Raw genomic sequence first — 12,487 nt, 5'->3', positions numbered from 1 at the left:
CGGGGCCGGTCAGAGAGCCGACATGGCGTCGACGAACCCCTGCGGCGTCTGGGCACCGAGGAACAACTGCTCCAGCTGGGTCAGCATCTCGGTGGCCTCGTCGGCCGGGAGGTCCTGGTCCCAGGACAGCTGGAAGTTGCCCGCGTCGACCGTCGCGTCGTAGATGAACGTGGCGTAGTCGCCGTTCTCCGTCTCGGCCAGCTGGTCGCGGACGCCCTGCACCGGCGGCACGTCACCGGCCTCGATGAGGTCGGAGATGTACTGGTCGTCGGTCAGCGCGGTCGTCAGGAACTCCCGTGCCGCCTCCTTGTTGCCCGACGAGCTGGTGAGCGAGTAGAAGTTCGACACGTTCCCCACCAGGTTCGACGGGTCGCCCGCGCCACCCTCGATGGCCGGGAAGGTCGTCCACCCCAGGTCACCGGACTCGACGAAGTCGGGGCTGTCGTTGAGCTGGTTGGTGTACTCCCACGATCCCATGAGGTGGAACGCGGCGTCGCCCTGCGCGAGGATCGTGGACGCACCGCCGACGTCGTAGCCGACGGAGGCGAACTCGGTACCGAAGGCGCCCCGGTCGATGAGGTCGCGCAGCATCGTCAGCGACTCGAGGACCGCCGGGTCCTCCCACGCGCCCTCCTCGCCGTCGCGGATGGCCTGGAAGACCTCCGGGCCGCCGACGCGGTCGAGGATGTACTCGATCCACATCAGCTCGGTCCACGGCTGGGTGCCGGCCAGCGCGACCGGCGTGACACCCGCGCCCTTGAGCGTGTCGACGGCGGCGAGCAGGTCGTCCCACGTCTCCGGCACCGCGACGCCCGCGGACTCGAGGACGGCGTTGTTGTAGAAGAGCATGACCGGCTGCATGCCGCGCATGGGCAGGCCGTAGGTCTTGCCGTCGAGCTCCGCGCCGGCCAGCACGCTGGGCAGGAAGGCGTCGCGGAGCTCGGGGTTCTCGTCGAGCAGCGGCGTGAGGTCCTCGACCTGGTCGGCGTCCACCGACTCCTTGAGGTTGCCGCCGCCCCAGTTGAAGAACAGGTCGGGGGCGTTGGGCGAGCCCAGCGCGACACGGAGCCGCTGCTTGTAGGGGTCGTTGCCGAAGGTGGCCAGCTCGGCCTCGCCGGCGTCCGAGCTCTCGTTGAAGCGCTCGATGGAGGCTTCCTCGATGGGGTTGAGGGCCGCGTCCTCCAGTGCCCAGACCTGGACGGCGTCGCTGTCACCGCCGCCCCCGCCGCTGGGTCCGGAGGAACCGCAGGCGACCAATGTGCCTGCCATGACGAGAGCGCCGGCCTGCCAGGCCGCACGGGTCAGACGCCGGGAGGACATCCCCACCGCCACCTTCCTGTTTCGTCGTTGGAACCGAAAGTTTCGAGCAGTTGCGAGAATGTAAGCCGGGTCACCTTGGGTGTCAACGCACCCCGTCACGCGGCGCGTACGTCATCGTTGACAGGTGCCGGGCGCCGCGGTCTACGGTCCCCGTCAGGGTGGATGAGCTGGTGCGTTTTCGAAAGTTTCGATAACGTGACGTGATCTTCGGAGTGGTAGGGACCACTCCCCCCGCGGGTACCGCGGGCGGACGGGAACCGGAACAGGAGGACGGCGATGGCGTCTCAGCAGCTCGGTCGGCCCACGTTGGCCAGCATCGCGGCGGCGGCCGGCGTCTCCCTGCCGACCGTGTCCAAGGTCGTGAACGGACGCCAGGACGTCTCACCCGCCACCCGGGCGCACGTCCTCCAACTCCTCGAGGAGCACCACTACGTCCCCCTGGCGCGGAAGAACGCCGAGCCGCTGACCCCGCTCGTCGACGTCGTCTTCACCGCGCTGGACAGCCCGTGGGCCGTCGAGATCCTGCGCGGCGTCACCGAGAGCGGTCTCGACGTCGTCGTCAACACCCTGGCCCGGTCCCCGGGGGCCGACTGGGTCCAGTCGCTCATCGCCGGCGGCCGACAGGGCGCACTGGTCGTCACCTCGCACCTCACGGCCGCCGACCAGCGCCGGCTCGGGCAGTCGCACCTGCCCGTGGTGGTCATCGACCCGGTGGACATGCCGGGGCAGGACGTGCCGAGCGTCGGTGCGACCAACTGGGCCGGCGGGCTGTCGGCCACCGAGCACCTCGTGGAGCTCGGCCACCGCCGGATCGCCGTCGTCGGCGGTCCCGAGGACTTCCTGTGCAGCCGGGCCCGCATCGACGGCTACCGCGCCGCGCTCGAGCGGGCCGGGATCGGGGTCGACCCGGCCCTGGTGCGGCACGGCAACTTCCACCACGAGGGCGGGTACGACCAGGCCCGGGCACTGCTGGAGCTGCCGGACCCGCCCACGGCGATCTTCGCCGGGAGCGACGAGCAGGCGTTCGGCGTCATGGAGGCCGCCCGGCAGGCCGGCCTCTCGGTGCCGCTCGACCTGAGCGTGGTCGGCTTCGACGACCTGCCCATGGCCCGCTGGTCCTCGCCGCCGCTGACCACCGTCCGGCAGCCGCTGGCCGACATGGGCCGGATGGCGGGACGGATCCTGCACCAGCTGATCGACGGCCAGCCGCTCGACACCCAGCGCGTCGAGCTCGCGACCCACCTGGTTCCCCGGGCCTCGACCGCACGCCCCCGCTGACCGCACCCTCTCCCTGGAGCACCTGTCGTGATCGAGTCCGTGGCCAGCGCCGCCAGCTCCGACGTCCCCGAGCCGGTGGACCCCGCCTCGTCCGCCGTGTGGCGCGACCCGTCCCGGCCGCTGCCGGAACGGGTCCGGGCCCTGCTGGCGGTGATGACCACGGAGGAGAAGGTCGCCCAGCTCTACGGCGTGTGGACGGCGATCGGTGACGGCGAGGAGGTCGCCCCCAACCAGCACGACTTCGCCGAGCCGCTGCCACCGTGGGACGAGCTGACCAAGCCCGGGCTCGGCCAGCTCACCCGGATGTTCGGCACCGTCCCGGTGGAGCCGGAGACGGGGGCACGCGTGCTGGCCCAGACGCAGCGCGACCTGGTCGCCGGCTCCCGCCTGGGCATCCCGGCGATGGCGCACGAGGAGTGCCTCACCGGGTTCGCGGCCTGGCAGGCCACCGTCTTCCCCACTCCGCTGGCCTGGGGAGCGTCCTTCGACCCGGGCACCGTCGAGGCGATGGCGCACGGCATCGGGGAGCTGATGCGGTCCGTCGGCGTCCACCAGGGCCTGTCCCCCGTCCTCGACGTCACCTTCGACTACCGCTGGGGCCGCACCGAGGAGACGATCGGCGAGGACCCGTACCTCGTCTCGATCCTGGGCTCGGCCTACACACGGGGACTGGAGCGGGCCGGGATCGTCGCCACGCTCAAGCACTTCGCCGGCTACTCGGCCTCGGCTGCCGGCCGCAACCACGCCCCGGTCCACCTCGGCCCGCGCGAGTTCGCCGACGTCGTCCTGCCCCCGTTCGAGGCTGCGCTCCGCGACGGCGGTGCGCGCTCGGTCATGAACTCCTACGCCGCCGTGGACGGCGTGCCGCCGGCCGCCGACCCAGCCCTGCTCACCGACCTGCTCCGCGGCCGCCTCGGCTTCGAGGGCGTCGTCGTCGCCGACTACTTCGCCGTCTCCTTCCTGGAGACGACGCAGGGACAGGCGGGCTCGCCGGGCGAGGCCGCCGCGCTGGCGCTCACCGCCGGCATCGACGTGGAACTGCCGACGGTCCGGTGCTACGGCGAGCCGCTGCTCGAGCTGGTCCGGTCCGGTCGCGTGCCGATGGCCGTCGTGGACCGCTCGGTGGAGCGCGTGCTGCTGCAGAAGGCCGAGCTCGGCCTCCTCGACCCCGACTGGGACCCGGAGCCGCCGGCCCTCCGCGCCGGCGGGCCGATCGACTTCGACCCACCGCCGATGCGCGAGCTTGCCCGGTCGCTCGCCGAGCGGTCCGTCGTCCTGCTGGACAACCGGTCGGGGATGCTGCCGCTGGCCCACCCGGCGCGGGTGGCGGTCGTGGGTCCGTGCGCCGACGACGTCCTCTCGCTCATGGGCTGCTATGCCTTCCCCAACCACGCCGGTGCGCACCACCCGGGGATGCCGGTGGGCGTCGAGATGGCCACGGTGCTGGAGGCGGTGCGCGCGGAGTTCCCGGGGGCCGTCGTGGACACCGCCCTCGGCTGCCCGGTGCAGGAGGTCGATCCCAGCGGGATCGCCGACGCGGTGCGGACGGCGCGGGAGGCCGACGTCTGCCTGGCGGTGCTGGGCGACCGAGCGGGCCTCTTCGGGCGCGGCACCTCGGGCGAGGGGTGCGACGCCGACGACCTGCGCCTCCCCGGCTCGCAGGCAGCGCTGCTGGACGCCCTCCTCGACTCGGGCACCCCGGTGGTCGTGGTGCTGCTGGCCGGCCGGCCCTACGCGCTGGGCGACGTCGTGGCCCGGGCCGCCGCGGTCGTGCAGGCCTTCTTCCCCGGCGAGGAGGGGGCCGGCGCCGTCGCCGGCGTCCTGAGCGGACGGGTGAACCCGTCCGGCCGCCTACCGGTCCAGGTGCCCCGTTCCCCCGGTGGCCAGCCCGGCACCTACCTGGGCGCGGCCCTGGCCCGCCGCAGCGACATCAGCACCGCCGACCCGACACCGGCGTTCCCCTTCGGGCACGGCCTGAGCTACACCGCGTTCGCGTACGCCGACCTCCGCGTCGACGACCGGCCGGTGGGCGACGAGCCGGTGCCGGTGCCGACCGACGGCGCCCTGACCCTCTCCTGCACGGTGACGAACACCGGGTTCCGGGCCGGAGCCGAGGTCGTCCAGCTGTACCTGGAGGATCCGGTCGCCAGCGTCGTCCGCCCCGTGCGCCAGCTGGTGGGCTTCGCACGCGTCGACCTGGCGCCCGGCGGCTCGGCGGACGTCCGCTTCTCGGTGCACACCGACCGCGCGTCGTTCACCGGCCGCGACCTCCGCCGGGTGGTGGAGGCGGGCGACCTCGTCCTGCGGGTCGGCTCCTCGAGCGAGGACCTGCGGCTCGACGCGCGCGTCGTGCTCACCGGACCCGACCGGCTGGTGGGCGCCGACCGGGTGCTGACCACCCCGGCGGAGGTCACCCTCCACTGATGGAGTCGCAGAGGGGGAGTTCTAGAGGCCGACCAGCTCCTGGAGCGCGCCGACCTCTTCGCGGCTGAGCCGGCGGATCGTGCCCGAGCGCATGGCCCGCAGCTCGATCGGCCCGACGGCGGTGCGGGTCAGCCGCGAGACGGGCAGCCCGACGTGCGCGAGCAGCCGACGGACGATGTGCTTGCGGCCCTCGTGCAGCACCACCTCGACCACGGACTGCCCGGCGTGGGTGTCCACGACCCGGAACGAGTCGGCCTTCACCGGGCCGTCGTCCAGCTCGACACCACCGCGCAGGCGGCGGGCCATGTCCCGCGGCACCGACCCCGACACCTGGGCCAGGTAGGTCTTGCGGACCCCGTAGGACGGGTGGGCCAGACGGTGCGCCAGCTCGCCGTCGGTGGTGAGGATCAGCAGGCCCTCGGTGTCCTGGTCCAGGCGTCCGACGTGGACCAGCCCCTTGGCCAGGTCGCCCACCATGTCCCCCACGGTCGGGCGGTTGCGGTCGTCGCTCATGGCGGTGATCACGCCCGGAGGCTTGTTCATCGCGTAGGTGACCCGGTCCTCGCGGATCTCGATCCGCACGCCGTCGACGGCGATCTTGTCGCGACCAGGGTGGACCCGCATGCCCTGCACGGCGACCTGCCTGCCGTTCACGCTGATCCGGCCGGCCTCGATCATGTCCTCGCACACCCGCCGGGAGCCGACGCCCGCCCGGGCCAGGACCTTCTGCAGGCGCTCGCCCTCGCGGTCGTCGTCGGCGTCGTCCGCCGGCCGGTCACCGGGGTGGACCGGGGCGAGCTCCATGTCCTCCGACCAGCCGTCGCCGGCTGCGGTCGAGGTCTCGTCGGTGGGGTCCAGGTCGTCCGGTACGGCGTTCATCACCGCCCAGTCTCCCACCGCGACGACGCGGCTCCCCCGCCGGAGTGACACCCACCTGCTGGGGCCGACGCATGCAGCAGGCTGGACGCGTGAACAGAACACGCAGGATCGGGCTGGGAATCGCCGCCGTGGCCACCCTCCTCTGGCTGCTCTTCCTCGTCGCGGTGCTCACCGGGGACCCGGCCGACGGCGCCGACATCGGCGCGGGCCTGGCGGCGCTGCTCGCGCTGTCGCTGTCCCTGGGCGCGTCGCTCGTGCTGCTGCTCTCCCTCCGCTCCGGGCGGTCCTCGTCGAGCGCGCCGGCTCCGCCGCGCCGGGCCTCCGAACGCGCCGCCGCCGCGCTGGCGGGCGTCTCCATGGCCGGTCTGCTGGCCTTCCTGCTGCTCGATCCCTACGCGGAGTCCGACGTCCTCCGCCGGGCCGCGCTGGCCGTCGGGGTCGGGGCGTTCCTGCTCTCGTCGGCGACGTTCGCGTTCACGACGCGCGCCGGTCACGCCTCCGCGTGACCGCTCGCGCGCGCCCGACGGGCAGCCGGTAGGACGGTCGCGTCCGGTGGGATCGGAGACAGGAGGTGGGGACGTGATCGGAGGTCGTCGACCGCCGGCGGACGCGGCAGCCGTGCGCGCCTGGCAGCGGACCGGTCTCGCCTTCGGGATCCCGGGCGCCGTGCTGCTGGCCGCAGCGCTGGTCGTGCGCCTGATCCACGGACGCGCGGGCTGGAGCTACCTCGCGCCGGCGTTGCTCGGGCTGTTCGCGGGCCTGGTCGCCGTCGTCTACCTGCGCCGGGTGTGGTCGGAGGCCGCGCACGTCCGGACGCCGCTGACACCGTGGGGCGTCCGGTCGTCGTCGGCCTTCCTGGTCCTCTGGGGCCTGGGCGTCCTGCTCAACGGGAGTCCACCGCTGGTCGTGCAGGTGCCGTCCTGGGTGCGGACGCTCCTGGCCGTGGGCATGCTCCTCGCCCTCGGCGTGACCGTCGTCGTCGCCGCGCTCGAGCGCCGGGCCGAGTCGCCCTCGCCCACCCCCTGAGCGTCAGCTGTCGGGGTGCTCGTCGAGCATCGCGGCGGTCTCCGGCAGGAACGGCGCGAGCTCGGGCAGGTCCGCGAGGGTCTCCAGTCCGAGCCGCTCCAGGAACAGCGGCGTCGTGGCGTACAGACCCCCGCCGCTGTCGGGATCGCTGCCCACCTCGTGCACGAGGCCCCGGGTGAGCAGCGTGCGCATGACGCCGTCCACGCCGACGCCGCGGATCGCCGAGACGCGGGCGCGGGTCACCGGCTGGCGGTACGCGATCACGGCGAGGGTCTCCAGCGCGGCCTGCGTCAGCCGGCTCCGCTGCCCGTCGACCAGGTAGCGCTCCACGACGGGTGCGTGCTCCTCCCGGGTGTAGAGCCGCCACCCCTCCCCCACCCTGCGGAGCGCGATGCCGGCCCGCCGCTGCTCGTAGCCGTCGGCCAGACCGGCGAGCCCGGTGCGCACCTGCTCGCGGGAACAGCGCAACGCGGCGGCGAGGGTCTCCTCGTCGACCGGGTCGTCCATGACGAACAGCAGCGCCTCCAGACCGCCGTGCAGCTCCTCGGGGGCGAGCAGCTCCAGCTGCTCCGCGGCCGGCTCGTCGGGCGCCGGCTCCCCGGCCGGGACGTCGGCCGGCGTCGGGTCCTGCCCGGCCGGCTCGTCGTCCGGGTCGGGCTCCTGCGGGACGGGCGCCGGCTCCGGCGGGGCCTCGACCGGCTGGTCGGCGACCCGCGCGGCCAGCTCCGCCGCGACGGCGTCCCACGTACCCGGCTCCTCCTGCCCACGGCTCTCCGCGAGCTCCCGGGTGGCGGCCAGCTCGGCGGCGAGGGCGTCCCAGGAGATGGGGGCCCGGTCGTCGGGTCCTGCCGGCTCGTCGCTCACCCGTACTCCTCGTCCACGTCCGCTGCTGCGTCGGCAGCATCCCCGACGGCGCCGTCGACGTCGTCGCTGTGCCGGTCGTCCGGCACGGAGCCGCCGGTCCACCGGACGTGCAGCTCCCCCAGCGGTGTCAGCTGCTCGAACACCACCCGTTGCTGCCGGTACAGCTCCAGCAGCGCCAGGAAGCGGGCCACCACCTCGAGGGTGTGCCCGCAGTCGGCGGTGAGCGCCCGGAAGGTCGCCGTCCCGGACCGGACCAGGTGGTTGCGGATGGCGAGCAGCTGCTCGGAGACGCTCACCGGTGGAGCGTGCAGATGGGACACGCTCACCACCTCCGGCGCCTTGGGCGCCAGCACCCGAGCGGCCAGCCGGGCGAACGCCTCGGGGCTCAGGTCGAGGACGACCTCGGGGGCCAGGTCGGCGAACCGCGGCTCCAGCGCGGCCGCCCGGGGGTAGCGCTGCGCGGCCTCGGCCTCGCGCTCCCGCAGGAAGCGCGCCGCCTGCTTGTAGGCCTTGTACTGCAGGAGCCGGGCGAACAGCAGGTCGCGCGCCTCGAGCAGCTCGAGGTCGTCCTCGTCCTCCACGTCGGCGGCCGGGAGCAGCCGCGCGGCCTTCAGGTCGAGCAGTGTGGACGCGATGACCAGGAACTCGCTGGCCTGGTCGAGGTCCAGCTGGTCGCCGAGGGCCCGGAGGTGCGCGATGAACTCGTCGGTGACCCGCGACAGGGCGATCTCGGTGACGTCGAGCTTGTGCTTGCCGATCAGCTGGAGGAGCAGGTCGAACGGGCCCTCGAAGTTCGTCAGCTTCACCGTGAAACGCGACGGCGCGGCGTCGGAGGCGATGGGTGCCTCCGACGCCGCGCCGGTCTCACTGCTCACGGACGCCGAGCTTATGGCTCTCCTACTTGGCGCGGAGTCGGTGCACCAGGACGGAGTCCTCGCCGCGCTCGCCGAGGTCGGCCAGGAGGACCGAGATGGCCTCGCGCACGATCCGGCCGCGGTCGACCGCGACACCGTGCTGGCCGCGCAGGGTGAGCCGCGCGGACTCCAGGGCGAGGAGCTCGTCCTGGGAGATGTACACGGTGATCTTCTCGTCGTGTTTGGTGCGGTCGGTCCGCCGGACCGGTCGTCCGCGGGTGGGCACGTGCGGCTGCAGGGTGGCCACCGGCTGGGCGGAACGGAACCCGGCGAGGTCGTCGTCGTGCACCGCACCGCCGGGGACCAGGGTGAGGGGCGCGCTCGCGACCTCCTCCGGCTGCCGTGCGGCACCGCGCAGGGCGGGCGAGCTGGCGGTGGCGCTCAGGCTGGGCAGCTCGGTGACCTCGGGGGCCGAGGCGGTCGAGTCGGTGCGACGGAACAGCTCCGAGGCACCGGGCAGAACTGGCCGGCGGGTCATAGAGCCAGCACCTCCTTGGCGAGGTCGCGGTACGCCGAGGCGCCCGACGACGTGGGGGCCCACGTGGTGATCGGCTGACCGGCGACCGTGGTCTCCGGGAACCGCACGGTGCGCTGGATGACGGTCTGGAACACGACGTCGTCGAAGGCCTCGACGACGCGGCTGAACACCTCGCGGCAGTGCACCGTCCGCGAGTCGTACATCGTCGCGAGGATCCCGGAGATCTCCAGCGACGGGTTGAGCCGTTCCTTGACCTTGTCGATGGTGTCGACGAGCAGGGCCACGCCGCGGAGGGAGAAGAACTCGCACTCCAGCGGGATGATCACGCCCTGGGCCGCCGTCAGCGCGTTGACCGTCAGCAGCCCCAGCGAGGGCTGGCAGTCGATGAGGATGTAGTCGTAGTCGTCGCGCACGTCGGCCAGCACCCGCAGCAGGGTCTGCTCACGCGCGACCTCGCTGACCAGCTGGACCTCGGCGGCCGACAGGTCGATGTTGCTCGGCACGAGGTCCAGGCCCGGGATGTCGGTGGGCACGCGGACGTCGGCCAGCGTGGTCTTCCGCTCCATGAGGGCGTTGTAGATCGTCCGGTCCATGTTCTGGGCGGGGATGCCCAGGCCGACCGAGAGCGCGCCCTGCGGGTCCAGGTCGATGAGCAGCACGCGCCGGCCGTACTCGGTCAGCGCCGCACCCAGGTTGATGGTCGACGTGGTCTTGCCGACGCCGCCCTTCTGGTTGCACATCGCGATGATGCGGGCCGGCCCGTGCTCCGTGAGGGGCTTGGGCTCGGGCAGGGGGCGCTGTCGTGCCTTCGCCGGGTCCTGACGCGAGATCGCCCCCATCTCGGGGCCGCTGTCGTGCGGGCGCGCGACGGCAGAGGCCGCGTCCGCTCGGGTAGCCATGGGTCTGTTGCCTCCACCTCGTGCCCGATCCCGGTCGTTCCGGGTGCGGTCAGCCGTCCTGTCCGCTCGGGTGATGGAGACGCTACGAAGGGTGGCGGAGGTTCCCAAGGCGGCACGCCGGACCACTTGTCGACATGGCGCTAAATGACAACGTGTGTGACTGCTCAACCGGAACGCGCTCCAGAAACTGCCAAGAAGCACGGCAGCCCGGTGTCAGGTGAGCGCCCTCGGGTGACTGGTCGCGTAGACCTCGCGGAGTCGGTCCACGGTCACCAGCGTGTAGACCTGCGTCGTCGTGACCGACGCGTGCCCGAGCAGTTCCTGGACGACCCGGACGTCGGCGCCGCCGTCGAGCAGATGGGTGGCGAAGGAGTGCCGCAGCGTGTGCGGGGAGACGGTCGCGGGATCCAGGCCGGCGCGCTCGGCGGCCGAGCGCAGGATCGACCACGCGCTCTGCCGGGACAGCGGACCACCCCGCGCGTTGAGGAACAGCACCCCGCCGCGGACACCACCGCGGGCGCCGGCCGCCAGGGCCGGACGGGCCCGGACGAGGTAGTCCTCCACCGCCCGCAGCGCATAGCTGCCGACGGGAACGACGCGCTCCTTGCCACCCTTGCCCGCCAGCCGCACCGCCGCCTGCCCGCGATCGAGGTCGTCGACGGCGAGACCGACCGCCTCGGAGATGCGGGCGCCGGTGCCGTAGAGCACCTCCAGCAGGGCGCGGTCGCGCAGTCCCCGCGGGCCCTCGACCGACCCGGCCGCCTCGATCAGGGCCACCACGGACTCCACCGGGACCGCCTTCGGCAGGCGCCGGGCCGGCGTCGGCGGGCGGACCTCGTGGGCGACGTCGTCCGGCACCAGCCCGTCGAGCAGGGCGAACCGGTGCAGGCCGCGCACGGCCACGACCGCGCGGGCCGCCGACGTCGCCGACAGCGGCGGATGGTCCACGTCCCCCACCCGGCCACCCTCGCGCAGGGCGGAGAGGAACCCGGACACGTCGGACCCGGCGACCTCGCGCAGCCCGCGGACGCCCGCGGCGGTCAGGTACTCCGTGTACCGGCGCAGGTCCCGCCGGTAGGAGGCGATCGTGTTGGCCGCCAGTCCGCGCTCGACCGTGAGGTGGTCCAGGTAGCCGGTGACCACGCGCTCCAGCGCGGGACCGGCGTCCAGCGCGCTCGTCAGAGCAGGACCTCCTCGAGCGGCACGGCGGTCATCCCGTGGGCGTCGGCGACCTCCGGGAGGACTACCTGACCGGCGACCACGTTGACACCGTGCGCCAGCGGGCGGTTGCCCCGGACCGCCGCCGCGGTGCCCTCGGTGGCCAGCGCCATGACGTAGGGCAGCGTCACGTTGGTCAGCGCGTGGGTCGAGGTGTTCGGCACGGCGCCGGGCATGTTGGCCACGCAGTAGAGGACGGAGTCGTGCACCCGGAACGTCGGGTCGTCGTGCGTCGTCGGCCGCGTGTCCTCGAAGCAGCCGCCCTGGTCGACCGCGATGTCGACGAGCACCGACCCGGGCTTCAGCCGCGACACCAGCTCGTTGCTGATCAGCGTGGGCGCCTTGGCGCCCGGCACCAGCACCGCGCCGATGACCAGGTCGGCGTCGAGGACCGCCCGCTCGACCTCGTAGGCGTTCGACGCCACCGTCTGCAGGTGTCCCTGGTAGATCCGGTCCGCGGCGCGGAGCTTGTCGATGTCCCGGTCCAGGACGACGACCTCGGCCTGCATCCCGAGCGCGATCGCGGCCGCGTTCATCCCCGAGACCCCGGCGCCGATGACGACGACCTTGGCGGCGTAGACCCCGGACACGCCACCCAGCAGGACACCCCGCCCGCCGTGGGCCCGCTCGAGGCTGTGGGCGCCCACCTGCGGGGCCATCCGGCCGGCCACCTCGGACATGGGCGCCAGCAGCGGGAGCGCGCCGTCTGCGGTCTGGACGGTCTCGTAGGCGATGGCGGTCGTCCCGGAGGCCACGAGCGCGTCGGTGCACTCCTTCGACGCCGCGAGGTGCAGGTAGGTGAAGAGCGTCTGGTCCGCCCGGAGGCGGCCGTACTCCTCGGCGACGGGCTCCTTGACCTTGAGCAGCAGATCGGCGTCGGCCCACACGTCGTCCGCCGAGGCGACGATCCGCGCGCCGGCGGCGGTGTAGTCGCCGTCCGGGATCGAGGACCCTTCCCCCGCCGCCTGCTCCACGAGCACCTCGTGCCCGGCCCGGACCAGCTCGGTCACACCGGCCGGGGTGAGCGCCACCCGGTACTCACGGTTCTTGACCTCTCGGGGGACCCCGACCCGCATCTTCGACTCCCTGGCGTCCGGCGGTGGGCTCCCCCGAGGTGACGGTGGGCCGACCCGCGACGTGGGCGGCCCGGTCGGGGCGCGCCTCGGCCGGAGTCTAGGCACGGCGCC

The 12,487-nt window shown here is 73.4% G+C and carries 12 protein-coding genes; 4 read left to right on the top strand and 8 right to left on the bottom strand.

Annotated elements, in window-relative coordinates; translation table 11 throughout:
* Positions 1-9 precede the first annotated feature (9 nt).
* Positions 10-1,320, bottom strand: coding sequence for an ABC transporter substrate-binding protein (locus CRP30_RS06730; RefSeq protein WP_097184012.1), 1,311 nt, complete (start codon positions 1,318-1,320; stop codon positions 10-12).
* 276 nt (positions 1,321-1,596) lie between these two features.
* On the opposite strand from CRP30_RS06730, the gene CRP30_RS06725 reads away from it, so the two are divergent.
* Positions 1,597-2,598 (top strand): LacI family DNA-binding transcriptional regulator, encoded by a 1,002-nt coding sequence (locus CRP30_RS06725; RefSeq protein WP_097183225.1) that lies wholly within the window; start codon positions 1,597-1,599, stop codon positions 2,596-2,598.
* Between the two features lie 27 nt (positions 2,599-2,625).
* Complete coding sequence (locus CRP30_RS06720; protein ID WP_235003229.1) at positions 2,626-5,022, top strand: beta-xylosidase/alpha-l-arabinosidase; 2,397 nt, start codon at positions 2,626-2,628, stop codon at positions 5,020-5,022.
* Between the two features lie 21 nt (positions 5,023-5,043).
* On the opposite strand, the gene CRP30_RS06715 is transcribed toward CRP30_RS06720, so the two are convergent.
* The gene (locus tag CRP30_RS06715) at positions 5,044-5,901 is read right to left on the bottom strand and encodes a pseudouridine synthase (RefSeq protein ID WP_235003228.1); all 858 of its coding nucleotides are present in this window, start codon (positions 5,899-5,901) and stop codon (positions 5,044-5,046) included.
* Between the two features lie 89 nt (positions 5,902-5,990).
* Here CRP30_RS06715 and CRP30_RS06710 point away from each other — a divergent pair, with 89 nt between their 5' ends.
* Together CRP30_RS06710 and CRP30_RS06705 are read left to right on the top strand one after the other, a co-directional pair.
* Positions 5,991-6,407, top strand: a complete 417-nt coding sequence (locus CRP30_RS06710; RefSeq protein ID WP_143278414.1) for a hypothetical protein — start codon at positions 5,991-5,993, stop codon at positions 6,405-6,407.
* A gap of 73 nt (positions 6,408-6,480) precedes the next feature.
* Positions 6,481-6,927, top strand: a complete 447-nt coding sequence (locus tag CRP30_RS06705) for a hypothetical protein (protein WP_097183223.1) — start codon at positions 6,481-6,483, stop codon at positions 6,925-6,927.
* 3 nt (positions 6,928-6,930) lie between these two features.
* Here CRP30_RS06705 and scpB read toward each other — a convergent pair whose 3' ends face one another.
* The 6 genes from scpB to ald form a co-directional block, all read right to left on the bottom strand.
* On the bottom strand, positions 6,931-7,791 hold the full coding sequence (gene scpB / locus CRP30_RS06700) for an SMC-Scp complex subunit ScpB (protein WP_097183222.1): 861 nt from the start codon (positions 7,789-7,791) through the stop codon (positions 6,931-6,933).
* Positions 7,788-8,666, bottom strand: a complete 879-nt coding sequence (locus tag CRP30_RS06695; protein WP_097183221.1) for a segregation and condensation protein A — start codon at positions 8,664-8,666, stop codon at positions 7,788-7,790. Before CRP30_RS06695 ends, scpB begins: the two co-directional genes overlap by 4 nt.
* A 22-nt stretch (positions 8,667-8,688) precedes the next feature.
* Entirely contained in the window at positions 8,689-9,183 is a 495-nt protein-coding gene (locus CRP30_RS06690) for a hypothetical protein (RefSeq protein WP_097183220.1), read from the bottom strand.
* Entirely contained in the window at positions 9,180-10,082 is a 903-nt protein-coding gene (locus CRP30_RS06685) for a ParA family protein (protein WP_097183219.1), read from the bottom strand. The genes CRP30_RS06690 and CRP30_RS06685 overlap by 4 nt, the downstream gene beginning before the upstream one ends.
* Positions 10,083-10,295: 213 nt before the next feature.
* Positions 10,296-11,225 (bottom strand): site-specific tyrosine recombinase XerD, encoded by a 930-nt coding sequence (locus CRP30_RS06680; RefSeq protein ID WP_200814590.1) that lies wholly within the window; start codon positions 11,223-11,225, stop codon positions 10,296-10,298.
* A gap of 35 nt (positions 11,226-11,260) precedes the next feature.
* The gene (gene ald / locus CRP30_RS06675; protein WP_097183218.1) at positions 11,261-12,376 is read right to left on the bottom strand and encodes an alanine dehydrogenase; all 1,116 of its coding nucleotides are present in this window, start codon (positions 12,374-12,376) and stop codon (positions 11,261-11,263) included.
* Positions 12,377-12,487 lie beyond the last annotated feature (111 nt).

It is taken from the genome of Blastococcus haudaquaticus, from assembly GCF_900230285.1.
Taxonomy (GTDB): Bacteria; Actinomycetota; Actinomycetes; order Mycobacteriales; family Geodermatophilaceae; genus Blastococcus_B; species Blastococcus_B haudaquaticus.
Note: the sequence above shows the minus strand (reverse complement) of the source record. Positions and strands in the feature narration are given on the sequence as shown.